Source organism: Planomonospora sp. ID67723 (genome assembly GCF_015711605.1).
In the GTDB taxonomy this organism is placed as follows: domain Bacteria; phylum Actinomycetota; class Actinomycetes; order Streptosporangiales; family Streptosporangiaceae; genus Planomonospora_A.
The window spans coordinates 776,796-803,280 of record NZ_JABTEZ010000004.1; the positions used below are offsets into that span (position 1 = coordinate 776,796).

Genomic DNA, 26,485 nt, shown 5'->3' on the forward strand with positions numbered 1-26,485 from the left:
ACCGCCGGCTTCAGCCCAGCGGGTTGTCCTTGTCCCGCAGGGCGTCCAGGGCGGGCGCGTACATACGGGCCTTGATCGTGCCGAGGGTGGGACCGGCCTTGGCCACCTGGGCCCGGGCGATCTCCACCGCGGTCCGGCGCACCGCGTCCTCCTCCACGGCGTGGTCGACGATGGCGGCGGCGAGGGCGTCCTGGCCGCCGTAGCGCCGGGCGGTGGTCATGGACTCATGCGCGGTCTGCGGCGCAAGCCGGGCCTGGATCAGTGCGGACATCCCCGGCGTGAAAGGGATGTTGATGTCGGCTTCGGGCAGGCACCAGTAGCCGCGATCGGCGCGCATCACGCGGAAGTCGTGGGCCAGGGAGAACATCGCACCGGCCGCGAAGGTGTGCCCCTGCAGGGCCGCCACCGTGACCAGCGGCAGGGACAGCACCCGCGCCAGGAGCTCGTGGACGCTGACGACGTAGTCCTGGTGCCGGTCGGCGTGGGCGAACAGCCAGTCCAGGTCCAGACCGTTGGAGAAGAACTTCCCGGTCGCAGCCGTCACCAGCGCACGGGGCCCGTCCGCCTTCTCCACCTCGTCCAGTGCGACGTTGACCGAGGCGATCCAGTCGGGGTGGAAACGGTTCTCGCCGTCGCCGAGGTCGAGGATGAAGACGTTGTCCTGGCGGTCGAGCGTGGGCATGGCGACTCCTTCATAAGCTACCTGTCGGTAACTTATGGCGGATGGCATGGCGCATGCAAGCGGCCCGCCCGGCGCCCCTTCCACCTCCGCAGGATGTCCCGGCATGCCCGTGCCGGGACATCCCGGCGGGGTGCGGGGCGTTCCCCGCCGAGTTCCGGAGGCGACCGGTCAGGCGCGGATGCTGTTGGCCTCCGTGATGTCGGCGGTCACCCGCATCGCGACATGCGACCGAGCCGGATCGGAGAGCCCGACGACAGCGTGCAGGACGTCGACGACGGCCAGGTGAGCAAGCCGGCTGCTGGAGGCGGCCATCTGGAAACCCAGGTCCGGGCCGCCGGCCACCAGCAGCGCGTCGGCCCGGACGGCCAGCGGCGACGACGAGAAACTGGTGATGGCCACGATCTTCGCCCCCCTGGTCCGGGCGGCGTCGACAGCCGCCAGCGTCTCAGCACTGCGCCCGGTGTGGCTGATCGCCAGGACCGCGTCGTCTTCGCCGAGCAGGCTCGCCCGCAACTGCCTCGTCCGGCCGTCGGCCGGCGCCTCGGCGTGGCAGCCGATCGTGGCGAACCGGTACGCGGCGTCGGTGGCGGGGGCCGCGGAGGTTCCCACACCGACCACCAGGATGTGCGGGGCCGCCGCCAGCAGCCGGACGGCCTGGCCCAGATGGGCGGGATCGAGGGTGGCGCGGACCGAGCGGATGCTGTCGGCGTGGCTGGCGAGCACCGTCGCGCACGCCTCCTCGAGTCCGGTGCCGGCACTGAGCGTGTGCGGCACGCTGTCAGCCGATCGGGCCGACTCCCGCACCAGCGCCAGCTTCAGCCCCTGGAAGCCGCCGAAACCTGCGGCGTGGCACGCCCGGACCACCGTGGAGGGGCTGACGCCCGCACGTTCGGCGACGGCCCCCACCGTGGCGTCCCGCACGAAGCCGGGGTCTTCGATCACGAGGTGCATGACGCGGGCATCGCTGGGCCTCAGTCCGGGGGCGGCCGCCGCGACCACCGCGGCCACCCCGCCGACCGGGTGAGGGTCGCCGACCGATCCACTCGAAGCTTCAGGAATCATATTCCAGATGATATCTTAATTCAGGGAATTTCATTCCAGGAGGGTTGCATGTCTCATATCCCAGATCATCCGCCCACCGGTGTCGACCATGGCGTCCCGGCCGGACCGGTCCATGGGCCGGTGGCCGGTCCCTTCGCCGCCGCACCCGGCACCCCATGAGCGCAGGCGCCCGGCAGCAGCCCGGATGCCCGTCGTGCGGACATCCGGCGGCCACTTCCTGGTCGGCTCATGACAGCTTCGAGGGAACCGTCGACTACCTGCGATGCGCGTGCGGCCAATGGCTGGTCATCGTGGCCGACGCGGTGATCGCAGCCCCAGGATTCCGGCACCGTATCCGGTAAGCGGACGTGCAGCCGTCCGGGAGAGCTCGCCGGACATGCGCCACACCATCCGGCGGAAGGCCGGAGGAGACGGTCGAAGCCGCCATGGCCGAGGGCGGCCGGAAGGTTCAGGCTGCCGGATGTCCATTGAACACGCCTGCAGAAGGTGCTTATAACTCAGGTAGCCAACACGTCGTGGACCTGCGGGCCGCCCGGCCCTTGAACGGCGGCGGAAACGTGAGGAGCGGGCGATGAACCCCGGCGGCCCGAGAACCGATGTCGATCAGGCCCTGCTGGGCCACGCGACCTACCGCAGCCTCGGCGAGCAGAAGCTGTCGGCGGCCGAGGAGCGATTCGAGAAGGGCAGGCGCACCACCGGCATGTGGCTCGCGCCGCTCGTCACGGTGGTCTTCCTGCTGCTGCCCATCTCCATGGACGCCAAGCAGCAGACGCTGGCGGCCGTCCTGCTCGGCGTCATCGTCCTGTGGGTCACCGAACCCGTACCCATCCCCGTCGGCGGTCTCATCGGCGTCGGCATGATCGTTCTGCTCGGGGTGGTCCCGGCCGCGGACGCGCTCGCGCCCTTCGGATCCCCCACCATCTTCACCTTCATCGGAGCGTTCATCCTGGCGCAGGCGATGCTCAAGCACGGCCTGGCGCGCCGCTTCGCCTTCCGGATCCTGTCGCTTCCCGGCGTGGGCCGCTCGACGTCCCGGCTGATCGTCGCCTTCGGCCTCATCACCTGCCTGCTGTCGGCGTTCGTCTCCAACACCGCCACCGTGGCGATGCTCCTGCCCACGGCCCTCGGGATGCTCGCGGTCATCGCCAAGCTCCTGCAGGACCGAGGGCTGGTCGCCGCCGACTTCAACCCGCTGCGGCTGCGGGTCGGTGCCGCCCTCGTCCTGATGCTCGCGTACGGCGCCAGCGTCGGCGGCCTGCTGACCCCCGTGGGCAGCCCGCCCAATCTGATCGGCCGCGGCCTCATCGAGGAGGCCACCGGGCAGCGCATCTCCTTCGCCCAGTGGATGGTCACCGCGCTACCGATATGCGCGCTCATGTTCGTCGCGCTCGCGACCGTGCTGCTCCTGCTCAACCGGCCGGAGATCCGCGCGATCGAGGGCGTCGAGGAGTACGTGCGCTCCGAGCGGGCAGCCCTGGGCAGGCTGTCGCGCGCCGAGAGGAACACCCTCGTCGCCTTCGGCGTCACCGTGTTCCTCTGGATCCTCCCGGGAGTGGTCGCACTGTTCGCCGGCACGGACTCCGCCCTCTACACCACCGTCAGCGGCCGGCTCAACGAGGGCATCGTGGCCGTGCTCGGCGCCTCCCTGCTGTTCCTGCTGCCGACCGACTGGAGCAGGCGCGAGTTCCCTCTCAACTGGAGCGACGCCGCCCGCATCGACTGGGGCACGATCGTGCTGTTCGGAACCGGCATCATCTTCGGTTCCCTGCTCGAGGACACGGGACTGGCCAAGGCCATCGGCTCCTCGGCCGCTTCGGCACTCGGGCTGGGCAGCGTGTTCGCCATCACCGCCTTCGCCGTGGTGCTCGCCGTACTGGTCTCGGAGACCACCAGCAACACGGCCTCCGCCGCCGTCGTGGTCCCGATCATCATCCCGATCGCCGCCGCGGCCGGGGTCAACCCGTTCGTGCCCGCCCTGGCGGCGACGTTCGCGGCGTCGTTCGGTTTCATGCTGCCGGTCTCCACGCCGCAGAACGCCATCGCCTACGGTTCCGGCGTGGTCCCGATCACCACGATGATCCGCTCGGGCGCGAGCTTCGACGTCATAGGCGCCATCCTGATCATCCTGCTCCTGCCGCCGCTGATCGGGCTGACGGGCATCGGCGGGTGAGGTGGCCCTTGCGCGTTCGGCCGTAGAGCGCCGGCGGGCGGACCGGGGTCAGGCGACCTCCGGAGTACGCCGGCCTCCCGGCCGGTCGGTGTCGGCGGAGTCAGCCTGGGCGGAGCGCACGGCCTGCTGGAGGTCGGACCGGACCTCGAACACCTCCAGCAGCCGGGTGAGCTCCAGCAGCCGCCAGGCCCTGCCGCCGACCGGTGCGACCAGCACCAGGCGCCCGGACCGTTCGGCGACGTGCCGGCGGATGGCGAGCAGGACGCCGACGCCGGCCGAGGCCATGAAGGTCACCTGGGTCAGATCGACCACCAGCATCGCCTTGCCGCCGACCAGAGCGTCGTACAGCCTGTCCAGGGCCGCCGGGGCGGTGAGCCCGTCCAGTTCTCCGGAAAGGCGCGAAACCTGAAGGTCGCCCAGCCGCCAGACGTGAGCCTGCAGATGCCGATCAGGGCCGAGTGTCATGCGTCACCCCCTGCCACCCCGTCAGGGGACATTCCTTGGGGCCAGTCTCCTCGATCGGATCGTCCGCGTCTACCGGCTCACATCCTCGAGGAGCCGGATGCGTTCCATACCGTCCGGACGGTATGTTGGGCGGACGCGCCGACGAGCCGGTCGTCCCGGCAGGCTCGACGCACCCGCCGGACGGCGCGCACGAGGAGCCTGATGCCCCCCACTCCGACGCTGTTGATCGCCAACCGGGGCGAGGTCGCCGTCCGCGTCGCACGGGCGGCCGCGGACCTGGGCTGGCGCTCGGTCGCGGTCCACTCCCGAGACGACGCGCGGTCGCTGCACGTCCTGCGCGCCGACGAGGTACGGCCCCTGCCCGGTCAGGGCGCCGCGGCCTATCTCGACATGGGGCAGATGCTGCGTGTCGCCGCCGAGACCGGGGCGACGCACCTGCACCCGGGCTACGGCTTCCTGAGCGAGAACGCCGAATTCGCCCGGCGCTGCGGGGAAGCGGGCATCGTCTTCGTCGGCCCCTCCGCGGCGACGCTGGAGTCCTTCGGCGACAAGGCCGCCGCCCGGGCCCTGGCCGAGAGCGTGGGGATACCCGTCGTCGCGGGCACGAAGGCGGCGACCACGCTGGAGCAGGCCGAGAGGTTCATGGCGTCGATGGACGGCCGCGCCGTGGTCGTCAAGGCCCTGGCAGGCGGAGGCGGGCGCGGCATGCGGGTCGTGCGCGGCAGGGCCGACCTCGAAGCGGCCTACGCCGAGGCCGGCGCGGAAGCGCTGGCCGCCTTCGGCGAGGACGGCCTGTACGTGGAAGCTCTCGTCGAGGACGCCCGCCACATCGAGGTACAGGTTCTCGGGGACGGCCGGCAGGTGGCCCACCTGTGGGAGCGCGACTGCACCGTGCAGCGCCGCCACCAGAAGCTCCTGGAACTCGCCCCCGCCCCGGCTCTGGACCCCGGCCTGCGGGCGCGGCTGATCGACGCGGCCCTCCGCCTGACCGGAGCCGTCCGGTACGAAGGGCTGGGGACCGTCGAATTCCTCCTCGGGCCCGGCGGCGACTTCTTCTTCATCGAGGCCAACCCGCGGCTTCAGGTCGAGCACACCGTCACCGAGGAGCTGACCGGAGTCGATCTCGTGGTCGCCCAGCTGCTCCTGGCACAGGGCGCCACGCTCCGCGAGCTGGGCCTGGAAGACCGGCTCGACCCCGCACTCGAGCCCCCGTCCGGCTGCGCCGTCCAGCTCCGCATCACCATGGAGAACCTCGCACCCGACGGGCGGATGAGCGCCTCGAGCGGGACGCTGCACGCCTTCGAACCACCCGGCGGCCCCGGCCTGCGCGTCGACACCTTCGCCTATACCGGGTTCTCCCCCAGTCCCGGCTACGACACCCTGCTCGCCAAGCTGGTCGTCTCCCGCGCCGACCGCGACCTGCCGACGCTCGTACGGCAGGCGGCACGCGCACTGGCCGAGTTCCACATCGGCGGCGTGGCGACCAACATCACATTGCTGCGCGCCGTACTCGACAGGCCCGAACTCCAGCACGCGCGGGTGACGACGACGTGGCTGGAAACGCACCTGCCCGAGCTGATCGCCGCGGGACGGGACCTGCCGCAGGGCCGCTTCTTCACCGGCCGCGAACCGCACGCCGCCGACGCGGCGCACGCACCGCAGGCCACCGCACCGGCGGGGACCGTGGCGGTCACCGCGCCCACGTCGGGCGTCGTGGCCGCGCTCGAGGTCGAGCCGGGCACACCGGTACGCGCCGGCCGGCTGCTGGCGGTCCTGGAAGCCATGAAGATGCACTTCCCCGTCGAGGCGCCGGTGAGCGGGCAGGTCCGCGAGCTGGCCGTCCGGCTCGGCGACACCGTCTCCGAGGGCCGGCCTCTGCTGTTCCTCCAGCCGCTCGGCGGGCGGCCGCACCCCGGCGACACCGCCGCGGCCGTGCAGGACCCGGACCACATCCGGCCCGCCCTGCACGAGGTGCGGCACCGGTGGGCGCTGACGCGTGACGCCGCCCGCCCGGACGCGGTCGCCGGACGCCACGAGCGGGGCTACCGCACCGCCCGCGAGAACGTGGCCGCGCTTCTGGACGCCGACAGCCTCAACGAGTACGGCGCCTTCGCCGTCGCGGCCCAGCGACGCCGCCGCGGCGAGGAGGACCTGCTGCGGCGCAGCCCCGCCGACGGCCTGATCACCGGTGTCGGCACCGTCAACGCCGACGTGTTCGGCCAGGGGGCGACCTGCGCCGTGGCCGCCTACGACTACACCGTCTTCGCCGGCACGCAGGGGTTCAACAACCACCGCAAGCTGGACCGGCTCATCGACCTGGCCGGACGGTGGAAGTGGCCGCTGGTGCTGCTGGCCGAAGGCGGCGGAGGCCGCCCCGGCGACACCGACGCCCCCTGGGTCTCGGCCCTCGACACCGCCACCTTCGTGCGCTTCGCGGCGCTGAGCGGCCGCGTACCGCTCGTCGGCATCGTCAACGGCCGCTGCTTCGCCGGAAACGCGGCCCTGCTGGGCTGTTGCGACGTCATCATCGCCACCCGCGGCGCCACCCTCGGCATGGGCGGCCCCGCCATGATCGAAGGCGGCGGGCTGGGCGCCTACCTCCCCGAGGAGATCGGCCCGGTGAGCGTGCAGGCGGCCAACGGCGTGTGCGACATCGTGGTGGACGACGAGGACCAGGCGGTCAGGACCGCGCGGAGTTACCTGGCCTACTTCCAGGGCGACCTGACCGAATGGTCCTGCGCCGACCAGCGCGAGCTGCGGCTGTTGCCGCCCGAGGACCGCAAACGCGTCTACGACGTCCGCCGGGTGCTCGGCACGCTCGCCGACACCGGTTCCGTGCTCGAACTGCGGGCGTCCTTCGCCCCCGGCATGATCACCGCGCTGGCGCGTTTCGAAGGACGGGCGTTCGGCGTGCTCGCCAACGATCCCGCCGTGCTCGGCGGGGCGATCACCGCCCAGTGCGCCGACAAGGCGGCCCGCTTCCTCAACCTGTGCGAGGCGCACCGCCTGCCGGTGCTCTCCCTGGTCGACACGCCCGGGTTCATGGTCGGACCCGAGTCGGAGCGCGACGCGGCCGTCCGGCACGTCTCCCGGATGTTCCTGCGGGCGGCCAACCTGACTGTCCCCCTGTTCAGCGTGACCCTGCGCAAGGGATACGGGCTGGGTGCCCAGTCCATGACCGGAGGCGGCTTCCACTCCCCGGCCCTCAACGTCTCCTGGCCCACCGGCGAGTTCGGCGGCATGGGCCTGGAGGGCGCGGTCCGGCTCGCGATGCGCCGCGAGCTGGAGGCCATCGCCGACCCGGACGAACGCGACAAAGCCTTCCAGGACATGGTCGCCGCCGCCTACGAACAGGGCCGGGCCGTCAACGTCGCCGCCCATCTGGAAATCGACGCCGTCATCGACCCGGCCGAGACCCGCGCCTGGCTGGCCCGCGCCCTGCGCGCCGCCCCCGTACCGCCGGGCGGCGGTGGCATGTTCGTCGACGCCTGGTGACCGGTACGGCGGCGGCCGAAAAGCACGTCGAAGGGCACGGCCCGGTCAGAGGAGCCGTGCCGATGCCGGCTCAGCCCGCCATGAGGGTCGCCAGATCGGCGGGCATCGGCATGGGCCGGGTGAGACCGGCGCGGGTGCGACCGGTGTTGCCCTCGGGGTAGCGGCCCAGCGCCGAACCAGGCGCGGCCACCAGGATCCGGATCACCTGGCCGAACGCCTCACGCCGGTCTCGCTGGGTCACGGCCAGGGCGAACATGGCCATGTGGTTGCGCGTGTGCGGCCAGGCCCAGGGTTGGGACAGGATATGGGCCCGTTCCAGATGCCGCCAGCGGGCCACGGGGTCACCGGTGGTCCGGGCGGCGGCCATCTCGGTGGCGTAGGCGGCGCGTACGGCCGCCGGCATGGTGCGACGTCTCACTGCTTCGTCTCCTTGAGCATCTCGCTGACCGTCTCGCTCCGGCAGCAGGCGTCGGCGCAGTCCGGCCCGCATCCGCAGCCGCCCGCCCGGACGTCTCCGGCGGGTGGGGCGCAGTCGTCGCACTGCTCGCCCTTCCACGCCTGGAGTCCTTCGCGGATCGCCACGGCGGCGATCACCAGGGCGGCGATCGGGTCGGCCCACGACCAGCCGAACGCGGCGTTGAGCACCAGGCCGGCCAGCAGCACCGCTGACAGGTAGGCGCACAGCAGCGTCTGGGTGGAGTCCGCCACCACGGTCGCCGAGCCCAGCTCACGGCCGGTGCGGCGTTTGGCTCTCATCAGCAGAGGCATCACCACCACCGAGACCGCCGCCAGGGCGACGCCGGCCGCCGACGGCCCGGCCTCGCCGCCGCCCGACAGCGAACGGACGGCGGCGAGGCCGACCCAGGCGGCCAGCGCGAAGAACGAGACCGCGATCAGGCGCAGCGCCAGGCGTTCGCGGGCCTCGGGCAGGCGGGAGCGGAACTGCCAGATGACCACGGCGGCCGAGGAGACCTCGATGAAGGAGTCCAGGCCGAAGCCCAGCAGGGCCGACGAGGAGGACGCGGCGCCGGCGGCCAGCGCGACGACGCCTTCGAGCAGGTTGTATCCGGCCGTGGCATAGGCCAGGCGCAGACTGCGCCGGTTGAGCGCCGCTCGCCGTTCGGCGGTCAGGGCCGGGGCGCTCACCCGCTCGCCTCTGCCAGGCCGCTCCGGCTCGGCGGGCCGGAGGCCGGGCACAGGGCGACCGCGTGACCCGTCGCGGCCAGCAAGGTCTCCGCGGCGGCCAGCATGTCCATCAGCTCCGGCCGGGTCAGGGCGTAGAACGACTGGCGACCCTCGGTCCGATAGTCGACCAGGCCGCAGTCCCGCAGGCAGGCCAGGTGCTTGGAGACCGTGGACTGCGCCAGGCCGAGCTCGCCGGTCAGGTCCACCACCCGAGCCTCTCCGGCGGCAAGGCGCCGCACGATGCGCAGCCGGGTCTCGTCGGACAGGGAGCGGAACAGCGCCGCCGCCGGTGTGACGCCGGCGGCGATCTCGGCGCCGACGCACCGCCCGCCTTCATTCATCGCCATATAGCGATGATATCCCATTTTAGTGATTTCTGGATGGCTTCGGCCGCCGGTCAGCCGGACCCGGCCGGAGGAACCGGCCGATCGGAGCTCCGGCCACCCGGTGCAGGCAGGAAGGGCACGCGCACCTCCGGGGTATACACACCAAAGATCTGGACAGTGACGGCCTGCGAGGTCACCGGCCCTGACCCCGGGAGCCGACAGCCGGGCACGGCCACGGCGCCGGGCACGCACAACCCGCCACGAACCCGCCCGAGCCCACCCGAGCCCTCCGCCCGCCGTAGCGGGCATCGGGCGAGACCACATCCGCTCCACCCGGTGGGCGGGGAGCCCGGCCGGTGACAACGATCAAGCGAAAGGCGCGATGACGATGGTTCACGTCGAGGTGGTGGAGACCTCCTCCCTGGGCGACCGCAGCTACCTGGCCCACGACGGCCGCGTTGCGCTGGTGGTCGACCCGCAGCGCGACATCGACCGGATCCTGGCCCTGGCCGGACGGCTCGGCGTGCGCATCACGCACGTGGCCGAGACCCACCTGCACAACGACTACGTCTCCGGCGGCCTGGCCCTGGCCAAGGTCGCCGGTGCGGCCTACCTGGTCGCCGGCGCCGATGCCGTCGGCTTCGAGCACACGCCCGCGATCGACGGCGACGAGCTCACCGTCTCCGAGACGATGCGCCTCTCCGTCGTGGCCACCCCGGGACACACCTTCCACCACCTGTCCTACGTCCTGACCGGCCCCGCAGGACCCGAGGGCGTGTTCACCGGCGGCTCGCTGCTGTTCGGCACCACCGGCCGCACCGACCTGCTCGGCCACCAGCACACCCACACCCTGGCCCGTCACCAGCACGCTTCGGCGCGCCGCCTGGCCGACCTGCTGCCCGACGGCGCGCACATCTGGCCCACCCACGGCTTCGGCAGTTTCTGCTCGGCCACCCAGTCCGACGCCCCGGCCTCCACCATCGGCAGAGAGAAGGACGCCAACCCGGCACTGCGGCTGGAGGCCGACGCCTTCGTCACCCAGACGCTGGCCGGGCTGGACGCCTACCCCGCCTACTACGCCCACATGGGCGCACGCAACAGCGCCGGCGCCGATCTGATCGACCTCACCCCCCGTGCAGGCGGCCGACGCCGGACAGCTACGGGAGCGGATCGAGGCCGGCGAATGGGTGGTGGACCTGCGCTCACGCAAAGCCTTCGCCCACCGCCACCTGACCGGCACTCTGAGCTTCGGCCTGGACGGGCCCATGGCGACCTGGCTGGCCTGGACGGCCCCCTGGGGCGCGCCCATCACGCTGCTGGGCGACAGCCCTGAGCAGGTCGCCGCCGCCCAGCGCGAACTGGCGCGCATCGGCATCGACCGCCCCGCCGCCGCCGCGACCGGCACCCCCGAGCAGTGGACCGGCGAAGACGCGGCCCGGCTGGGCGAGCTGACGGTGGCCACGTTCACCGACCTGGCCGCCGCCCGCGCCGGCCGTACCGTCCGTGACCTGCCCGCCCCGGACGTCGTACTGGACGTGCGCATGACAGGCGAGTGGCGCTCCGGGCACCTCGAGGGTGCCACCCACATCCCGCTGCCCGAGCTGCCCGCACGGCTGGCCGAGGTGCCGGACGGGACGGTGTGGGTGCACTGCGGCTCCGGCTACCGGGCCGCCGCCGCCGGCAGCCTGCTGGCCCGGGCCGGACGGACGGTGGTGCACATCGACGACGCCTACGCCGATGCCGGTGACGCCGGCCTGACCATCGCCACCTCTGCCGAGGGGAACTCGTGACCCCTGGCCGTCACACAGGACCACGAGCAGGGCGATGTAAAGAATCAAAGCCACGTGGGCGGCAAGATCGTCGTCACCGTGTGAGACACGGCCACCGGCGGACGTGCCCGCAGGCCGTCGGCGAGCCGTGCGACCGGCCGAAGCCCGGCCGGGACCGGCCACGAGTGATCACGGCGGGGAATCCCCGCGGGCCAGCCAGCGGCCGACCGCCTCGACGTAGCCGCCCGGCGTTTCCAGCGGCAGAAGATGCCCGTACGTCTCGAAGACGCGCTGCTCCCAATCGGGCCGGCGCCCGGCGAGGTCGCCCATCGTGCCTTCACCCACCAGGCCGTCCTGGTCGCCCCAGAGCAGCAGGGCGGGAGCGCTCACCCCGGCGATCGCCCGGTGAAGGGGAGAGCGATCGACGAACAACGCCGACAGGACCGAGGTGAAGGCCGTGACGGCATCACCGAGCCGCCGCGGCTGCGCGCTGCGCAGTTCGGCGGCCAGCAGCGCGGTCATGTCCGGTGACAGCCTCGACGGGTCTCCGCCGATGACGTCGCCGTCGTGCCGGATTCCGGGATCGACGTACATCCTCAGTTTGAGATCGAGCAGCCGCCGACCGGCAAGGCGCAGTACGGCCCGTGCGACGGGCGGCCCGGCAGCCAGCAGCAACCTGCCCGCGGTGCGCCAGAACAGCACCTCGTCGGCGGGTATCGGACCGGGCAGGACCGGGGCCGCGAGCACAAGCCGCCCGACCCGCTCAGGGGCGGAGTCCGCGAACAGCACCGCCACCAGCGCGCCCATGGACCAACCGTGGGTGATGGTGCCCCCGATGCCCAGCCGGGCGGTGAACGCCCGCAGAAAGCGCGCGTTCGGCTCGGCCCCTGCCGCGCGCGGATGGGGCGAGCCGGTGTGCCCGAACAAGGTCCCCGGCAGGTCGGGGGCGATGACCGGCCCCAGTGCGCTCAGCGGCGCGATGAGGTCCAGCCACATCGAGGCGCTGCCCGCCATCGGGTGGACCAGCAGGTGGACGGGTCCGCCGTGGCCGGCATCGGCGCTCAGATAGTGCACGCCGGTCCCGCAGACATCGATCTCCTCGCTGCGGATTCCCGCCCACCGCGGGGACAGCGCACCCCAGTCGGCATGACGCATGCCCGCCTCCTCGGCTCGTCGATGAACAGGGCGTCCCCCGCCGGCGGCCGGTCCCTGCGAACCGGTCGCGCCGACGCCTCCCCCCGGTGTACTTGATCCGCCTCCTGCCGCCAACCAGACTTCAACGACACACCGCCGTGAAGGAAGCGTGACGGAGCCGCTCCGGTTCTCCACCCGCGCCGCCGACGACGAGCTGGACGTACTTCAGGAAGCACGCGGCCGACCGACGGCGGGCGGGTCACGCGTCACGCGACCACAGCAGCAGGCCACCTCCCAGGAGCGCCGCGGCGGCCCAGGCGGCGAGAACACCGAGACCGGCCCACGGGCTGAGGGGCAGGTCCGGAAGGCTCGTGGTCGCCTGGACGGCGAGCCCGGCGTTCATCGGCGAGATCTGCCACAGGCGCCGCTGCCAGTCCGGGTCGGAGCTCGTGAAGGCCATGACCGGGAGGAGATAGAGCAGGCCGAGAATGGCTCCGGCGGCCGCCGCGGGGTTCCTGACGGCGGTGGCGACGCCGAGGCCGAGCAGGGCGATCAGCGTGAGATAGAGGACCGAGCCGGCGGCCGCGCGCAGCGTCGGCCCGTCCGCCAGGGACAGCGGCGAGTACCCATGTGCGAGGGTGAAGCCGCTGCCGGGCAGGACGAGCCGCCCGGCCAGCACGGATCCGAGTACGGCGACGGTGCCCGCGGCCATCGTCACGCCCGTGAGGACGGCCGCCTTGGCCGCGAGGACGGTGGTCCGGCGCGGCATCGCCGCCAGGGTGGTGCGGATCATGCCGCTGCCGTACTCACCGCCGACCGTCAGCACGGCCAGCATGGCGGCGGCCACCTGACCCAGGTGGACGCCGGTGAGGCTGAGCTTGGCCGCGTCGTGGCCGCAGCCCGCACGCGGGCAGCTCACGACGGCGCTTGCCACGGCACTCACCGACACGGTCAGCACGACGAGAGCGAGCAGCAACCGGCCGGTGCCCGACAAGGTGCGCAGTTTCGTCCACTCCGCGTGCAGTTCCCGCCTCATGCGTCCCTCCGGCGCAGCAGGAGGACGGCCAGGCCGAGGGCGAGCACCGCGTAGCCGCACAGCACGGCGGCCCCGGCCCACGGCGCCAGTGGGTAGTAGCCCGCCGCGGGCGCGTAGTGGCCGATCACCTGCGGGTACTCCGGAATGCTCTGCTGGACGGCGAAGCCGGCGGCCGGGGTGACGCGCAGCAGCCACTGCGACAGGCCCTCGGGCACGACGGAGGTGGTCGCGAGGATGTGCGGGAGGACGACCACCGTGACGGCGGTGACGACCGCCGCGACACCGCGCCGGAACAGGGCGCCGAAAGCGAGGGAGATCACGGCGGTGGCGGCGAACAGCGCCGCGGTGCCGATGATGACGCGCAGTTCGGTGAGCGCCGCCACCGGAAGGACGTCGTTGCCTCCTGCGCGCAGGATCCGGACGCCGAGCGGGACCACGATCCCGGCCGCGGCCAGCCCGGCGGCGAAGGCGACCGCGCCGATCACGGCGGCTTTGGCCGCCAGCGCCCGTCCGCGCCGCGGGCTGGCCAGCAGGGTGGTGCGGATCAGGCCTCGCCGGTACTCATCGGTGACGGACGTCACCGCCACGACGATCACCACGATCAGGCCGGTCATCGTACCGGTGAGAGGAAGCTCGATCTTGCTGCCGTCCGCGCGGGGCGCGACGTCGCCGACCCCGGTCACGGTGAACGTACCGCCCGACTCGACGAACCCGCCCGGGTGGTGGGGTGAGCCGTCGAACCCCGTGGTGACCCCCACGTCCTGGCGGTTCCACGCGCCGCCGGGCACCCCGCCCCCCAAACCGACCCGGTCGAAGACCGCGGTGACCTCGGCGAAGCGCACCGCTGCGGAGAGCCCGCCGAGACCGCCCCGCGTCACCGTCAGATCACCTGGGGATGCGGCGAACATCCCGATCCGCACGGTGTCGGGCAGCCTCGCCAGGCGAACCGTGCCGACCACGGCCCAGTTGACGCCGTCGGCGGACTCGTAGCCGGTCAGCGTCTCGCCGGCGCGGGTCAGCCGCAGCCAGCGCGGAGACTTCCCGGACACCTTGCCCGGGCGGCCGGCCGTGTCGTGGGTGAAGTTGTGCTGCATCCGCACCCCGTGCTCGCCGGTGACCATCACCGCCGCGTACGGCGACCCCTGCTCGCCGCTCTCCTTGACGATGACCCCGGCCTTGGCCCACGGCACGACGCCGGGGACGACGTTCCGGACTCCCGGGGTCTCATCGGGGAGGCGGATCCGCCCGGTCATGGAGGTCACGCGGACGGTGATGCTTCCGTCGCCGGTCAGCGGCCGGTACACGAAGTAGAACTTGTCCTCCACCGCCTCACCGCCCGGGCCCGTCGGAAGGGGAGGGCAGGGCGCCTCGACCGGGCCTTTGCTGCACGACGTGTGGCTGCCCGCCGCGAGGAGCACCCCCAGCAGTACGGTGACCAGCACCGCGGCCCCCAAGGCGAGCACCCAGCCGCGGACGGTGCGGAACTTGGTCCACTCCGCCCGCAGCAGGTGGATGAAGCCGTCGCGCCCGGTCCGCAGGGACGAGCGGTACGGCGTGCCGGTGCCGGTGCTCATTGTGCCGCCTCCCGTCCCGCGACGGCCCCCTCGTCGGCGCGGAACTCGACGGCGTCCCTGGTCAGGTCCATGTACGCCTCCTCGAGCGTCGCACGGTGGGCCGCCACCCCGGAGAACGGCACCGCCTCCGCGGTCAGGAGCGCCACGACGCGCTCGGCTGCCGGCCCGGAGACGACGAGCGTGTCGCGGCCGGTGGCGGCCACGGTGGCCCCGGCGGTCGCCAGCGCGGCCATCGCCTCCGGGCGCGCGGTGGTGCGCACCTCGACCCGGCCGCCGGAGGCGGCCGCGATCAGGTCCTCCACGCCGGTGTCGGCGACCACCCTGCCGCGGCCGACCACCACGAGATGGCCGGCGGTGTCCTGCAGCTCGCCCATCAGGTGGCTGGAGACCAGGACGGCGCGGCCCTCGGCGGCCAGCGAGCGCAGCAGGCCGCGCATCCACACGATGCCCTCGGGGTCGAGGCCGTTGAACGGCTCGTCGAGAATGAGCACCGGCGGGTCGCCGAGCAGCGCCGCGGCGACCCCGAGCCGCTGCCGCATGCCCAGGGAGTAGCCGCCCGCCCTGCGCCGGGCCGCCGGACCCAGCCCGACCAGCTCCGCCACCTCGTCGACCCGCCTGGCGGTCAGGCCCTGGGAGTGGGCCAGCCACAGCAGGTGGTCGCGACCGGTACGGCCGGGCTGCAGAGCACCGGCGTCCAGCAGCGCCCCGACGCGGCCCAGGGGGTTGCGCAGGCTCCGGTACGGTCGGCCGCCCACCAGTGCGCTGCCCTCGTCGGCCGCGTCCAGGCCGAGGACGACCCGCATCGTGGTGGACTTGCCCGCGCCGTTGGGGCCGACGAAGCCGGTGACCTGCCCCGGCCGCACGGTGAAGGTCATCCCGTCCAGGGCCAGGATCTTACCGAAGCGCTTGCGCAGCCCGGCGACTTCGATGGTTGCTTCCATGTCACGGCAGACTAGGCAGCGGCGGGGTCCCGGTCGTCACGGGACGGAGCGATCTCGGCCATCGCTGGCGTGGGGGACGGTCCATCCCCCACACGAGGGATGCCGGAATCTCCCCCCGCGGGAACAATGGCTTTTCGTGGAGCGAGCACGTGATCGCCAGGGCGGATGGGCCGGTTGGGCCGGTGGCTGGGGACGGCGGATCGCCGCGACCCCGTACGCGCCCGCCGTGGCGGCCGTCCTGCTGGCGTCGCTGGCCGTGGCCGAGTCGGTCGCGCATGTCTCGGGCGGGGTGACCGTGCCCGCCGGGGACGTGCGAGCGGACCGGAGCACCGCCGACCCGGCGCTCTCGGTGGTGGCCGGCCTGCTCGGCCTGGCCGCCGCGCTGCCCGTCGCGCTCGCTCGGGCGCAGCCGGCCCTGGCCGCCGTCACCGCCTCCGCGGCGGGCCTGCTGTCCCTGGCGGCCTTCCACACCCTGACCGCGGCGGGCGTGGCCGCGCAGCTGATCTGCGGGTACCGGCTCGGCCGCACCGGCTCGCAGCCGCTGGCCGTTCTCCTGGCGGCGCCGTTCGTGGCGGTGGCCCTGGCCGGTACGGCGGCCGGCGGGACGGGGGTTCTCACCCTGCTGGCGGCCTGTCTGGCCCCGGCGGCGGCCCTGGCCGGGATCGCGCGGCGGGCGCACGCCCGGGCGCTGGGCGACAGCGCCGCCCGGCAGGCCATCGCCGACACCCTCATGGAACACACCGCGCGCGGCGAACGCGCGCGCATCGCCCGCGAGTTGCACGACGTCGTCGCCCACCACATCTCCATGGTCTCCGTGCAGGCGGAGACGGCCCGGCTGACCACCCCGGGGATGCCGGCCGCCGGCGCGGAGCGGCTGTCGGCCATCGGCGACACCGCCCGGACGGCGCTGACCGAGATGCGGCGGCTGCTCGGCGTGCTGCGCGAGGACGCGGGCACGGACGCGACGGACCGGCGGCCCCAGCCGAGCCTGCGCCTGGAGGAGCTCAACGAGCTGCTCGACGAGGCGAGAGGCGCCTCCGGGGCGGGCGCCCGCCTCATCTTGAGCGGCTCGCCGGTCGCGCTCGACCCCGGCGTCGAACTGGCGGCCTACCGCATCGTCCAGGAGGCCCTCACCAACGCCCGGCGTCATGCGCCGGGGGCCGCCGTCGATGTGGAGCTGCGTTACACCGGCGATGAGCTGCGGCTGCTCATCCGCGACAACGGGCCCGGCCCGGCCGCGGCGCCGTCCGGCGGACACGGGCCCTCCGACGGGCACGGGCTGTCCGACGGGCACGGGCTGTCCGGCATGCACGAGCGCGCCGCGGCCATCGGCGGTGAGCTGCGCGCCGGTCCGGCCGCCGGCGGCGGCTTCCTCGTCGAGGCCCGCCTGCCGGCCGGGGACGGGGTGCCCGGTTGAGCGCCTCGTCCCCGGCGGTCCGGATCGTCGTCGCCGACGATCATCTGGTGGTCCGCACCGGGTTCGCCGCGCTGCTGGACACCCAGCCGGACTTCGACGTCGTGGCGACCGCCTCCGACGGGGCCGAGGCGGTGCGGGCCTGCCGCGAGCTCTCCCCCGACCTCGTCCTCATGGACGTCCGCATGCCGGGTATGGACGGCATCGAGGCCACCAGGAGGATCGCCGGCTCGCCGGAGGCCGGGCCGCGCGTCCTCATCCTGACGACCTTCGACCTGGACGAGTACGTCTACGACGCGCTCCGCGCCGGGGCCAGCGGGTTCCTGCTCAAAGACGTCACCGCCGAGCGGCTCTTCGACGCGGTACGGGTCATCGCCGCCGGAGAGGCGCTGCTGGCCCCGGCGATAACCCGCCGCCTCATCAGCGAGTTCGCCCTCCTGCGGCCGGAGCCCGACGGCTCCCCCGCGACCGCGCTCGCCGCCCTCACCCCTCGAGAGACACAGGTCCTGCGGCTCATCGCCGAGGGCCTGTCCAATCCGGAGATAGCCGGCAGGCTGACGGTCACGGAGGAGACGGTGAAGACGCACGTCAGCCGCGTGCTGGGCAAGCTCGGCCTGCGAGACAGGACGCAGGCGGTCGTCGCCGCGTACGAGATGGGACTGGTCGTACCGCGCTCCCGGGGGCCGCGGTAACGCCGGATGCGGGGTCCCCTCGGCCTCCGGCCGACCGCGTCTCGGACACCAGCGGCGGGCGTGACGGCGCGCTCAGGCCCGGCTCACCGATCACGTCGACGGCGTACACTCGCAGGTTCTGCGACCAGCCGGCCACTCCCGGCCTCAGCGGCGCCGCCGACGCGGGCGATCCGTCACCGGCCCCGCCCGGCGCGGACCACCGGTCGGCAGGAGATCCTTGCCCCCCGTGCGAGGAGAAGGCCGTGCTGACGTCGGCATCGATCAGGTCGTGCCGGGGTCGGCTACGGGACGGTCACCGGCTGCGGCCGATGAGGGCAGGGCGAGATAGACGCACACGCCTTCGTGTCGTCCCTTTTCCATCCGTGCGGTGCCGCCGTGCATCTCCATGATCTTCTCGACGATGGACAGGCCGATCCCGGTGCCCTCGACGGCCTGCTCCTCGGCCTGCGGGGTGCGGTAGAACTCCTCAAAGACCCGCCGCAGATCCTCCGATTCCACCCCGACGCCGGTGTCGTGGATCTCCACCTCGGGCGGAGGGCCGGCGACGACGACCACGTCGATCGCGCCGCCGCGGGAGGTGAACTTGATCGCGTTGTCCAGGACCTGCAGCAGCGCGTTGCCCAGCTGCTCGGCATCGGCCCACACCTCCACCCGGCCGGGGGCGTGCAGGTTCAGCACCAGGTGCTTGAGCGCGGCGGCCGAGGCGGTCTGCTCGACCGCCCGACCGACGAGGTCGGCCAGGTCGATGCGGGCGGGGGTGAAGGTGGCGGTCTGCGCGTTCAGGCTGGCCATCAGCAGCAGCGCGTTGACCAGGTGCAGCATGCGGTCGCCGTTGCGCTCGATCACTTCGAGGAACCGCTGCTCGGTGGCCTCGTCCAGGCCGCCGTCTTTGACCAGTTCCAAGTAGCTGCGGATCGAGGCCAGCGGGGTGCGCAGCTCGTGGTTGATGTTGCGCAGGAACTGGGTCTTGAGCTTCTCCAGGGCACGCAGCCGCTGGACGACCTCTTCGGCCTGGTGAGCGCGGCCGTGCAGTTCGATCAGGGTGACGGCGTGGGTGGCCAGGGTGTGCAAGGACTGGCGTTGGGCATCGTCGAGCCGGCGTGGGCGGTGATCCATCACGCAGACCGTGCCCAGGGTGTTCCCCTGATCGGTGATCAGCGGGGCGCCCGCATAGAACCGTATGAACGGGGGGCCGGTCACGATCGGGGTGTCGCGGAAACACGGGTCGGCGGCCGCGTCGGGGATCTCCAGCGGTTCGCGTCCGGCCACGGTGTGGTCGCAGAACGGGACCGGCGGGTTCACGCCGGTCAGGTCGGTGCCGGCACGGCCCTTGACGTACTGGCGGTCCTGGGCGACCAGGTTGACCAGCGCGATCGGCGCCTGGCAGACGTGCGCGGCCGAGATGGCGATGGCCTGGAAGTCCGGCTCCAGCAGGCTCTCCAGCGCGTTCAGCTCATCGAGCTCCCGCACCCGTCCGGCCGCGTCGCCCGCGTCGGCCGCCGGCTCCTCGCCCATCGCCGACCTCCCCGTATCGCGGCGTCATCACCCAGATACTCGCAGCTCATCCCTACCCAGCGCTGACCGTCGGGAACAGACGGCCGGTTTCCTGCAGCGGGCCGAGCCGCACACCCGCCGCTCCCGTCCCGGGGCCACCCGCAAGACCCTCCTGAGATCAGCGGCTGACTCAGGCCGCGATCGTCACGCTCTGTCATATTCATTGCAGAACGCGCTACCGCCGACTCCGGCACCCAGCCTCCCTGAAGGCCGAGCAGGGATTCCTCGCCGGATGAAGATCGGCCGGGTATGTACGATGGCCGGACAAGATGATCTAGTAACTATCGATCGGAGATCAGTTGTCTGTGATCAAACGTGGCCTCGGCGCGCTGGCCGTTGTCACCGCCCTGTCGACGACAGGGGTGCTGATGCCGGCCTCTGCTCACGCCGCCCCCGCCAAGGCGTTGGGGTGGGTGAAGGTGAAGTCCTACATCCCTGCCAACGCGGCGAACCTGGCCCGCTGCAAAAAGGACGGGCAGTACTACGCCGATGGCTCCACCGGCTACCAGTGCAAGTACTTCCCCAACACCTATGCCCCGCACCAGGGGAAGTCGCACTATGAGCTGTGGGTAGGCCCGTGACATTCGGCCCCCTGAGCCGACAGCCGGGAAGGTCCCGGCAAGCCGGGACCTTCCCGGCAGATCGCTTCTAGTGGTGTGTGAGATGTCCGGCCACCAGTGGGGCGCGCTAGAGGGTGTCTGAAAAGCTGACGCTCGCGTCGCTGTTCAGCCGCCTGCGGGTGTGCGTTGCTGGGCGTGGGAGGTCCCCATGCCCGACCCCCGACGCCCCTACCCGACCGATCTCACCGACGCCGAATGGGCGCTGCTGGAACCGCTGCTCCCCACCCCGAAAAGCGGTGGCCGCCCGGTACTTCACGCGCGTCGGGAGATCGTGGACGCGATCTCCTACTGGCTGCGGGCCGGCTGCGCCTGGCGGCTGCTGCCGCACGATTTCCCTCCCTGGCAGACGGTCTACCACTACTGGCGGCAATGGCGGATCACTGGCTGGTGGGAGGAGGTCCTGGCCGTGCTGCGCGAGCAGGAAGCCGGTCAGGGACGCGATCCCACACCGAGCGCCGGGGTCATCGACAGTCAGAGCGTGCGCGGTACCGAACGTGGCGGCCTGCACGGCTACGACGGCGCCAAGAAGGTCCTCGGAGTGAAGCGGCATCTGCTGGTCGACACCCTGGGCATCGTGCTGGGCGCCTGCGTAAACCCGGCCAACGCCGGTGATCGAGAGGGCGCGATGGTGGTGCTGTCCCGGTCGATCGATCGCTTTCCGCGGTTCCACCACGTGTGGGCCGACCAGGGCTATCGCGGCGCCCGGTTCATCGATTGGGCGCGGGAGGCGCTCGGGGTGAGGGTGCAGATCGTGGTGCGCCGCGACGGCGGTATGCGCGGTACCTGGGCCAGGAACGACGCACCACCTCGCGAGGTGCCGCGCATCGGGGTGATCCCGCGGCGCTGGGTCGTGGAGCGGACTTTCGCCTGGCTGGGCCACTATCGGCGGCTGTCGCGCGACTACGAGTACCTGATCATGACATCGGAGAACGTCATCTACGCCGCAACCTGCATGCTGCTCCTACACCGCCTCGGAGCATCACGATCATGACTTTTCAGACACCCTCTAGCAGTGCGCCCATCGCCGGGCTCGGCGCCGCTCTTGCGCAGGGACAGGACGCGGGCGGCAAGCGGCAGGGTGATCAGGTTGTGTCCGGCGGGTTCACCGGGAATGTGCTAGGAGCTGTTCGAGGTTCGGATCATGTGGTTGAGGCAAGGAGCTTCAGCCACATGATCAAACCTCGAACAGCTCCTAGTGGGCACGCGACGCCTGCCGTGAGTTCGGCTATCCGCTGACACCGACACGATGCCTGACTAGGGCGAAATGCCCGGACCCTCCGATTTGCCACACTGCTCCTGCTGGCCTACGCCCAGTTCACAACGGCGATGTCAGCGGAAGATCCGATGATCAGCGACGATCCGGTACCGGTCAGGGCCGTGATGGCCTGCTCCACCGGATAGCTGCACAGGAATTGGGAGGCGGCCGGGTACTGGAGGGCGGCCGGGTCCAGGAGCCGGACCTGGTCGTCTTGGGCGATGGCCAGGGCCGAGTGCCCCTCGGGTGTGGTGAGCGCGGCCATGTGTCTGGAGTCGCCAGGGAGCCGGCCCAGGTAGCGTAGATCGGCAACGGCGTCCCAGAGGCGGATCGACCCGTCGGCTTGGCCGGCCGCCAGCAGGGTCCGCTCGTCTGACACCGAGACTGCCGCAAGGCTGTGCACCTGGTCGAGCACGGGAATGCCTGTGACTGGCAGGGCGGTTGCGGGGTCCCACAGCCACAGTGCCCGGTCGCCGCCCTGGGCCGGGGTGCTCTCGCTGCTGGCCAGCAGCGTGCGCCCGCCGGGCATCGAGACGGCGGCCAGGGCCCGTATCGGTCGATCGGCACGAGTGAAGTTGGCGCTGGCGGCCTGACATGTGGCGGGGTCCCGCAGCCGGATGATGCCCGAGTCGTTGCCGGTGGCCAGCAGCGTGCGCCCGTCGGGCAGGGTGACCGGCGCCAGTGCGCGCACGGCGCTGACGCGGGCGGTCGTGGCCACAGCGACCAATTCCCCGGTGAGCGCATCCCAGGAACGCAGGGTGCCGTCGGCGTCGCTGGTGACCAGGACCGTGCGCCTGTCGGGCAGCGGTGCGGCGGCCATCGCGATGATGGCGGCGGAGTGGCCGGTTAGGGCCGGTCCGGCGGGCGCGCCGGTGTGCAGATCCCACAGCCGGACGGTGGCGTCCGAGCCACCGCTGGTGGCGATCAGGGTGCGGCCGTCGGGCAGCGCGATGGGGACCAGCAGCGCGACCGCGCCGACCGGGCCGAGCCGCGGGGGCAGGGGCTGCGCCGCGGCGGAGTTCCACAGCCAGACCGCGCCGCTGCGCATCTGCCCGGCCAACAGCCTGGGGCCGTCCGGCAGCTTCAGTTCGGCGTCGGGATCACCGGGTTGCGGTGTGCCGTGCGGTCCGATGCCCAGACCATCGGCCAGGGTCCAGAACCGCTCACACTCCTCGCAGCGGAAGCTCCCCGCCAGCAGCATCAGCACGCGGGCCCATCCTGGGTGACCCTTGACCGCCACCATCGCGGCCACCAGGCACACCGCCGCCGCGGTGGGGGTGTGGTCGGGCACGCCGGCCGTGGCGACCCGGGCCGCCACGCCGAGAAACGGCGTCCAGTGCGGTCCCAGCATCTGGTTGCGGCGCGCGTGGTCGATCGCGGCGGCCACCGCCGCCCACGGATGATCGCCCGGCCGGGGCGGGTAGGAGCCGGGGAGCCGGGGAGCCGGGAACGGCGGTTCCCCCGGGTCGGGGAACGGGCCGACATCGATCGCCATCCCGCACTCGCGATCGGGACACCGCGGCTCCAGCCCCCACTCGGCGATCTCGCCGCGGTTGAGGAAGGCCCAGATGAGTCCGCCGACCGGGTGGCCGGCCAGGACCAGGCAGGTCAACGCCAGATAGCTGCAGTCAACCTCGGTGGCCCTGGGAGTCTGCAGGAAACTGGCGACTGCCAGCTGCTCGCTCAAGCGCAATGCCGCATCCAGCCCTTCAGCCAGGTCGGCGGGCACCGGCGGACCGTAGGAACCGGTGCGGACGACGGCCGCGATCATCCCGATGTCACTCCAGAAGTCGCCCAGCCGGTCGGGCGGCAAGCCCTCGGCCACTTCCACCACGTGCGGCAAGGCCGCGAACGTCGCGGTGTACACCGTCTGCTGATGCAGGAGGTGCTCCTGCAGCTCGTGCCACGTTGTCCAGCGCTGATCGGGCGAGGAGACGTGGTCGTGGCCGGCTGGGCCGGGACCGTCGTGACAGGCGCGCGGGTACAGATCTCCGGTGGCCCGGAGGGTCTGCAGCAGTCCGACGATCTCGACGCCGGTCACCGAACAGCCTTTCAGCTCCTTCCAGCGGGGACTGTCCAACGGCAGTTTCGCGATCATCGCGCCAGGATATGCGCCAACGCCAGCAGCTCCAGCTAAGCAGTCGGGTGCGGGTCCTCTTGAGAGGTCAGTTGGTCATGGGCTCCGAGCAGAACCGAGTGGTTTCGTTCGTGAGAAGTGACCGCGAATGTTCGCCGTTTTCGACCGCACCAAGGGGGCAGGGGACGCGCCGGTGTTCGCGAGAAGGGACCGCAAAAGGGTGTCTGAAAAGTCATGCGGGACAGCACCACCATTGCGCCCTCTCGATCACCGGCGTTGGCCGGGTTTACGCAGGCGCCCAGCACGATGCCCAGGGTGTCGACCAGCAGATGCCGCTTCACTCCGAGGACCTTCTTGGCGCCGTCGTAGCCGTGCAGGCCGCCACGTTCGGTACCGCGCACGCTCTGACTGTCGATGACCCCGGCGCTCGGTGTGGGATCGCGTCCCTGACCGGCTTCCTGCTCGCGCAGCACGGCCAGGACCTCCTCCCACCAGCCAGTGATCCGCCATTGCCGCCAGTAGTGGTAGACCGTCTGCCAGGGAGGGAAATCGTGCGGCAGCAGCCGCCAGGCGCAGCCGGCCCGCAGCCAGTAGGAGATCGCGTCCACGATCTCCCGACGCGCGTGAAGTACCGGGCGGCCACCGCTTTTCGGGGTGGGGAGCAGCGGTTCCAGCAGCGCCCATTCGGCGTCGGTGAGATCGGTCGGGTAGGGGCGTCGGGGGTCGGGCATGGGGACCTCCCACGCCCAGCAACGCACACCCGCAGGCGGCTGAACAGCGACGCGAGCGTCAGCTTTTCAGACACCCTCTAAATCCGCGTCCACGCATCCCAGAAAACGGACATACCGCCGCGGTGGTGGACGCTCGCTGCCGCGCTCCTCGCTCAGCATCACGGGATGCTCAAGCACCTCTCACACCGGGAAGTCCGCCGGCTTCCACAGCCGCACCGTGCGATCGGTGCTGCCGGTGGCCAACAGGCGGGGAAACCGCACCCCTTCGGGCGCTTCCACAGGCGGGTCCGAACCGTCCTCGCAGCCTCGACAACCCACGGGAAGTTTTGAGCTTCCGGACCGTCCGCGGCCGCGGTCGATGCGCGACTCGCCGCCAAAATGACCCCCATTAGTCCGGCATGGTGTCACACTGATTACTGACAGTGACCAATGGGGGGGAAGTCGAATGCATGACGACGAGGACGCCACGGTGGCCGACACCCGGACACAAGACTGGCGACCGTATGTGACCGGCGCTGCGGCGCTCGTCGCCGCCGCCGTCGTCGTCACCGCGTTCACCATGGAGCCCGGCGCCGTGGAGTCCCGCACGAGCGGCTCCGAAACGTCCACGCGCATCGCCGCGGGAGCGCCTCTCGCCCTCGCCGGGCAGAAGAGACCACACTCCCTCCACGCCCCCCGCCCCGCCATGTCCCCGCCGACCCCGGCGACATCCGTCCGGCCCGGGGACGCCTCATCGCCGGCCGATCCCCAGGAGCGGCACAGTCACCTCGGCGGACCCGAACAGGAGTGGCACAGCGGCCACCAGCGCATCGGCTGGCGGCCGCCGTCACCGGCGACCGGCGGACGGGACCATCGTCGCGACCACCGGTCCGTGTTGTCCGGCATCCCGTCCGGACTCGCGGCACCGCATTCGGTGACGGCTGAGACCCGCATCCCCGAATCCCGCCACCGGGCCGACCAGCACATCCGGTCCCTGCGGCCCGTCCCCGGACTGCGGGGGCCCCGGGACCTCGCGAGGCCCTCCGGCCGGAACAGCGAGACCGCTTCCTGCGGCCGCATCCCCATGACCGACTGGCGCTATCCCCACTGCGGCTCGGTCTGGGGCTCCGGAGGACGCGCCGGCCTGTTCTCCGACTTCCTGCGGTTCATCGAGAAGAAGCAGACCACCGGCTGACCGCGGCCCTCCGCCGGAACCCGGCCTCAGCCCCGCTCGGCCGGCGGCACGTCCGCATCGGCCGGGCCCCGGCCCGCCGGAACCACCGAGCCGGTCGGCGCGTTCCTGCCGGGGCTGCCGTCCGCGGCGGCCCGGCCCCGTCGTCCTCGACGCAGACGACGGGCCCGTCCCGGCCGCAAGGTCGTTCCTGCCCGCGCGGACGGCGACGGACCTCAGCCCGACGGGCTCGGACGGACCAGCCTCATCCGCAGCAGGACCCGTGATCCTCGCCTGTCCTGATCGATGCTCAGCTGGTCGCACAACTGACTCATCAACCACAGTCCGAACCCGCGCGACGCATCCGCGGACGGGCGAACGCGAGCCGCGTCCTCGGGCCTCAGCCTGCCCGCGCTGTCGGCCACCTCCACGGCGAGGAAACCCTCCTCCCGCCAGACCGACACCGTGCCCTGTCCCCCGCCGTGCTCCAGGACGTTGATGGCGGCCTCGTTTGCGGCGATGAGCAGGTCGTCCAGCCGCTCGCCGCTCAGCCCCGCCTGGGCCGCGTGCGAGTGGACGTGCCCTCGCAACAGCGCGAGATCAGAGGTGATCGGCCAGCGTCGCTCGCCGGCGGCGGTCATGGGGAGACCTCCCGTCCTCCGCACCGCAGTCCGCCCATCTCGACGGCTACCGCGACCGGAGAAGGTCGAGGGCGTCGGTGACGGTGGGCAGCACGGTGAAGAAGCGAGCCAGGCCCGTGGTGTGGAAGATCCTGTTGAGCCGGGGCTGCAGATCGGTGAGGGCGACCACTCCGCCCTGCTCGTCGGCGAGCTTGCGCAGAGCAAGGAAGACCCTGATCCCGGTGGAGTCGCAGAAGGTCAGACGCGCCAGATCCACGACGAGGTCACAGCCTCCGGCCGGCAACGCCCGGAGAATGTCCTGCTGCAACTGCTCGGCGTTGGTGTAGTCCAACTCCCCTGCCAGCGTGAGGACCACCCCCCGCTCCAGCGAGACGTCAGGACGGACGGCGACTTCGACCGCGGCGGTCACTCGGAACACCTCCACTTCTCTCGGACCGGCCGCCGACGGCGGCTCGCCACCAATGATCCCACCTGACCGCTACTCACGACTCCCAGAGTGTCACGTTCCGGCA

24 protein-coding genes are annotated in these 26,485 nt (G+C 72.0%); 9 read left to right on the forward strand and 15 right to left on the reverse strand.

Annotation, left to right across the window (positions count from 1 at the left end; all coding sequences use genetic code 11):
* Window positions 1-10: 10 nt before the first annotated feature.
* Together HS041_RS30310 and HS041_RS30315 are read right to left on the reverse strand one after the other, a co-directional pair.
* Entirely contained in the window at window positions 11-682 is a 672-nt protein-coding gene (locus HS041_RS30310; RefSeq protein WP_196444231.1) for an enoyl-CoA hydratase-related protein, read from the reverse strand.
* Window positions 683-850: 168 nt separating this feature from the next.
* Window positions 851-1,744: a MurR/RpiR family transcriptional regulator gene (locus HS041_RS30315; protein WP_196444232.1), complete on the reverse strand. Its 894-nt coding sequence runs from the start codon at window positions 1,742-1,744 to the stop codon at window positions 851-853.
* Window positions 1,745-2,315: 571 nt separating this feature from the next.
* Between HS041_RS30315 and HS041_RS30320 the strand changes: the two genes are divergently transcribed.
* Window positions 2,316-3,914 (forward strand): SLC13 family permease, encoded by a 1,599-nt coding sequence (locus HS041_RS30320; protein ID WP_196444233.1) that lies wholly within the window; start codon window positions 2,316-2,318, stop codon window positions 3,912-3,914.
* A 48-nt stretch (window positions 3,915-3,962) separates the two neighbouring features.
* On the opposite strand, the gene HS041_RS30325 is transcribed toward HS041_RS30320, so the two are convergent.
* A complete protein-coding gene (locus HS041_RS30325; protein ID WP_196444234.1) occupies window positions 3,963-4,379 on the reverse strand; it encodes an STAS domain-containing protein in 417 nt (138 codons plus the stop codon).
* A gap of 201 nt (window positions 4,380-4,580) precedes the next feature.
* On the opposite strand from HS041_RS30325, the gene HS041_RS30330 reads away from it, so the two are divergent.
* Window positions 4,581-7,874 (forward strand): acetyl-CoA carboxylase family protein, encoded by a 3,294-nt coding sequence (locus HS041_RS30330; RefSeq protein WP_196444235.1) that lies wholly within the window; start codon window positions 4,581-4,583, stop codon window positions 7,872-7,874.
* Between the two features lie 70 nt (window positions 7,875-7,944).
* On the opposite strand, the gene HS041_RS30335 is transcribed toward HS041_RS30330, so the two are convergent.
* From HS041_RS30335 to HS041_RS30345, 3 genes are read right to left on the reverse strand one after another with little or no spacing between them, the layout of a single operon-like run.
* Window positions 7,945-8,292: a DUF3703 domain-containing protein gene (locus tag HS041_RS30335; protein WP_196444236.1), complete on the reverse strand. Its 348-nt coding sequence runs from the start codon at window positions 8,290-8,292 to the stop codon at window positions 7,945-7,947.
* Window positions 8,289-9,020, reverse strand: coding sequence for a cation efflux transmembrane domain-containing protein (locus HS041_RS30340; RefSeq protein ID WP_196444237.1), 732 nt, complete (start codon window positions 9,018-9,020; stop codon window positions 8,289-8,291). The genes HS041_RS30335 and HS041_RS30340 overlap by 4 nt, the downstream gene beginning before the upstream one ends.
* Window positions 9,017-9,406 (reverse strand): ArsR/SmtB family transcription factor, encoded by a 390-nt coding sequence (locus HS041_RS30345; protein WP_196444238.1) that lies wholly within the window; start codon window positions 9,404-9,406, stop codon window positions 9,017-9,019. The genes HS041_RS30340 and HS041_RS30345 overlap by 4 nt, the downstream gene beginning before the upstream one ends.
* A 361-nt stretch (window positions 9,407-9,767) precedes the next feature.
* Between HS041_RS30345 and HS041_RS30350 the strand changes: the two genes are divergently transcribed.
* Window positions 9,768-10,718, forward strand: a complete 951-nt coding sequence (locus tag HS041_RS30350; RefSeq protein WP_230879863.1) for an MBL fold metallo-hydrolase — start codon at window positions 9,768-9,770, stop codon at window positions 10,716-10,718.
* Entirely contained in the window at window positions 10,651-11,175 is a 525-nt protein-coding gene (locus HS041_RS38895; RefSeq protein WP_230879864.1) for a rhodanese-like domain-containing protein, read from the forward strand. The genes HS041_RS30350 and HS041_RS38895 overlap by 68 nt, the downstream gene beginning before the upstream one ends.
* Window positions 11,176-11,343: 168 nt before the next feature.
* On the opposite strand, the gene HS041_RS30355 is transcribed toward HS041_RS38895, so the two are convergent.
* From HS041_RS30355 to HS041_RS30370, 4 genes are all read right to left on the reverse strand, one after another.
* Complete coding sequence (locus HS041_RS30355) at window positions 11,344-12,309, reverse strand: alpha/beta fold hydrolase (RefSeq protein ID WP_196444239.1); 966 nt, start codon at window positions 12,307-12,309, stop codon at window positions 11,344-11,346.
* Window positions 12,310-12,547: 238 nt separating this feature from the next.
* A complete protein-coding gene (locus HS041_RS30360; RefSeq protein WP_196444240.1) occupies window positions 12,548-13,324 on the reverse strand; it encodes an ABC transporter permease in 777 nt (258 codons plus the stop codon).
* The gene (locus tag HS041_RS30365; RefSeq protein WP_196444241.1) at window positions 13,321-14,898 is read right to left on the reverse strand and encodes an ABC transporter permease subunit; all 1,578 of its coding nucleotides are present in this window, start codon (window positions 14,896-14,898) and stop codon (window positions 13,321-13,323) included. Before HS041_RS30365 ends, HS041_RS30360 begins: the two co-directional genes overlap by 4 nt.
* Window positions 14,895-15,839: an ATP-binding cassette domain-containing protein gene (locus tag HS041_RS30370; RefSeq protein WP_196444242.1), complete on the reverse strand. Its 945-nt coding sequence runs from the start codon at window positions 15,837-15,839 to the stop codon at window positions 14,895-14,897. The genes HS041_RS30365 and HS041_RS30370 overlap by 4 nt, the downstream gene beginning before the upstream one ends.
* A 136-nt stretch (window positions 15,840-15,975) precedes the next feature.
* On the opposite strand from HS041_RS30370, the gene HS041_RS40245 reads away from it, so the two are divergent.
* Both HS041_RS40245 and HS041_RS30380 read left to right on the forward strand, forming a co-directional pair.
* Window positions 15,976-17,256 carry a sensor histidine kinase gene (locus HS041_RS40245; protein ID WP_196444243.1) on the forward strand — a complete coding sequence of 427 codons (1,281 nt, stop codon included), beginning with the start codon at window positions 15,976-15,978 and terminating at the stop codon, window positions 17,254-17,256.
* Window positions 17,253-17,945, forward strand: coding sequence for a response regulator (locus HS041_RS30380; protein WP_196444244.1), 693 nt, complete (start codon window positions 17,253-17,255; stop codon window positions 17,943-17,945). The genes HS041_RS40245 and HS041_RS30380 overlap by 4 nt, the downstream gene beginning before the upstream one ends.
* Before the next feature lie 261 nt (window positions 17,946-18,206).
* Here the strand turns inward: HS041_RS30380 and HS041_RS30385 are convergent, their stop codons facing one another.
* Complete coding sequence (locus tag HS041_RS30385; protein ID WP_196444245.1) at window positions 18,207-19,460, reverse strand: GAF domain-containing sensor histidine kinase; 1,254 nt, start codon at window positions 19,458-19,460, stop codon at window positions 18,207-18,209.
* A 407-nt stretch (window positions 19,461-19,867) separates the two neighbouring features.
* Between HS041_RS30385 and HS041_RS30390 the strand changes: the two genes are divergently transcribed.
* Together HS041_RS30390 and HS041_RS30395 are read left to right on the forward strand one after the other, a co-directional pair.
* Window positions 19,868-20,080 carry a hypothetical protein gene (locus HS041_RS30390; RefSeq protein ID WP_196444246.1) on the forward strand — a complete coding sequence of 71 codons (213 nt, stop codon included), beginning with the start codon at window positions 19,868-19,870 and terminating at the stop codon, window positions 20,078-20,080.
* 187 nt (window positions 20,081-20,267) lie between these two features.
* Window positions 20,268-21,110, forward strand: coding sequence for an IS5 family transposase (locus HS041_RS30395; RefSeq protein ID WP_196444247.1), 843 nt, complete (start codon window positions 20,268-20,270; stop codon window positions 21,108-21,110).
* A gap of 313 nt (window positions 21,111-21,423) precedes the next feature.
* Here HS041_RS30395 and HS041_RS30400 read toward each other — a convergent pair whose 3' ends face one another.
* Together HS041_RS30400 and HS041_RS30405 are read right to left on the reverse strand one after the other, a co-directional pair.
* Window positions 21,424-23,472 carry a WD40 repeat domain-containing protein gene (locus HS041_RS30400; protein ID WP_196444248.1) on the reverse strand — a complete coding sequence of 683 codons (2,049 nt, stop codon included), beginning with the start codon at window positions 23,470-23,472 and terminating at the stop codon, window positions 21,424-21,426.
* Between the two features lie 35 nt (window positions 23,473-23,507).
* Window positions 23,508-24,182 carry an IS5 family transposase gene (locus tag HS041_RS30405; protein ID WP_196444249.1) on the reverse strand — a complete coding sequence of 225 codons (675 nt, stop codon included), beginning with the start codon at window positions 24,180-24,182 and terminating at the stop codon, window positions 23,508-23,510.
* A 445-nt stretch (window positions 24,183-24,627) separates the two neighbouring features.
* On the opposite strand from HS041_RS30405, the gene HS041_RS30410 reads away from it, so the two are divergent.
* Window positions 24,628-25,356 (forward strand): hypothetical protein, encoded by a 729-nt coding sequence (locus tag HS041_RS30410; RefSeq protein ID WP_196444250.1) that lies wholly within the window; start codon window positions 24,628-24,630, stop codon window positions 25,354-25,356.
* Between the two features lie 212 nt (window positions 25,357-25,568).
* Here the strand turns inward: HS041_RS30410 and HS041_RS30415 are convergent, their stop codons facing one another.
* Both HS041_RS30415 and HS041_RS30420 read right to left on the reverse strand, forming a co-directional pair.
* A complete protein-coding gene (locus HS041_RS30415; protein ID WP_196444251.1) occupies window positions 25,569-25,973 on the reverse strand; it encodes an ATP-binding protein in 405 nt (134 codons plus the stop codon).
* Between the two features lie 46 nt (window positions 25,974-26,019).
* Window positions 26,020-26,391, reverse strand: a complete 372-nt coding sequence (locus HS041_RS30420; RefSeq protein WP_307845516.1) for an STAS domain-containing protein — start codon at window positions 26,389-26,391, stop codon at window positions 26,020-26,022.
* Between the last annotated feature and the right edge of the window lie 94 nt (window positions 26,392-26,485).

What these genes read in the sequence shown, in the direction of transcription:
- HS041_RS30330 (WP_196444235.1), top strand. Translation starts at nt 4,581, where the DNA reads ATGCCCCCCACTCCGACGCTGTTGATCGCCAACCGGGGCGAGGTCGCC.
- HS041_RS30410 (WP_196444250.1), top strand. Translation starts at nt 24,628, where the DNA reads ATGCATGACGACGAGGACGCCACGGTGGCCGACACCCGGACACAAGAC.
- HS041_RS30405 (WP_196444249.1), bottom strand. Translation starts at nt 24,182, where the DNA reads ATGCCCGACCCCCGACGCCCCTACCCGACCGATCTCACCGACGCCGAA.
- HS041_RS30385 (WP_196444245.1), bottom strand. Translation starts at nt 19,460, where the DNA reads ATGGGCGAGGAGCCGGCGGCCGACGCGGGCGACGCGGCCGGACGGGTG.
- HS041_RS30390 (WP_196444246.1), top strand. Translation starts at nt 19,868, where the DNA reads ATGCCGGCCTCTGCTCACGCCGCCCCCGCCAAGGCGTTGGGGTGGGTG.
- HS041_RS38895 (WP_230879864.1), top strand. Translation starts at nt 10,651, where the DNA reads ATGGCGACCTGGCTGGCCTGGACGGCCCCCTGGGGCGCGCCCATCACG.
- HS041_RS30400 (WP_196444248.1), bottom strand. Translation starts at nt 23,472, where the DNA reads ATGATCGCGAAACTGCCGTTGGACAGTCCCCGCTGGAAGGAGCTGAAA.
- HS041_RS30325 (WP_196444234.1), bottom strand. Translation starts at nt 4,379, where the DNA reads ATGACACTCGGCCCTGATCGGCATCTGCAGGCTCACGTCTGGCGGCTG.
- HS041_RS30320 (WP_196444233.1), top strand. Translation starts at nt 2,316, where the DNA reads ATGAACCCCGGCGGCCCGAGAACCGATGTCGATCAGGCCCTGCTGGGC.
- HS041_RS30360 (WP_196444240.1), bottom strand. Translation starts at nt 13,324, where the DNA reads ATGAGGCGGGAACTGCACGCGGAGTGGACGAAACTGCGCACCTTGTCG.
- HS041_RS30345 (WP_196444238.1), bottom strand. Translation starts at nt 9,406, where the DNA reads ATGGCGATGAATGAAGGCGGGCGGTGCGTCGGCGCCGAGATCGCCGCC.
- HS041_RS30350 (WP_230879863.1), top strand. Translation starts at nt 9,768, where the DNA reads ATGACGATGGTTCACGTCGAGGTGGTGGAGACCTCCTCCCTGGGCGAC.
- HS041_RS30370 (WP_196444242.1), bottom strand. Translation starts at nt 15,839, where the DNA reads ATGGAAGCAACCATCGAAGTCGCCGGGCTGCGCAAGCGCTTCGGTAAG.
- HS041_RS30310 (WP_196444231.1), bottom strand. Translation starts at nt 682, where the DNA reads ATGCCCACGCTCGACCGCCAGGACAACGTCTTCATCCTCGACCTCGGC.
- HS041_RS30395 (WP_196444247.1), top strand. Translation starts at nt 20,268, where the DNA reads ATGCCCGACCCCCGACGCCCCTACCCGACCGATCTCACCGACGCCGAA.
- HS041_RS30365 (WP_196444241.1), bottom strand. Translation starts at nt 14,898, where the DNA reads ATGAGCACCGGCACCGGCACGCCGTACCGCTCGTCCCTGCGGACCGGG.
- HS041_RS30355 (WP_196444239.1), bottom strand. Translation starts at nt 12,309, where the DNA reads ATGCGTCATGCCGACTGGGGTGCGCTGTCCCCGCGGTGGGCGGGAATC.
- HS041_RS30415 (WP_196444251.1), bottom strand. Translation starts at nt 25,973, where the DNA reads ATGACCGCCGCCGGCGAGCGACGCTGGCCGATCACCTCTGATCTCGCG.
- HS041_RS30315 (WP_196444232.1), bottom strand. Translation starts at nt 1,744, where the DNA reads ATGATTCCTGAAGCTTCGAGTGGATCGGTCGGCGACCCTCACCCGGTC.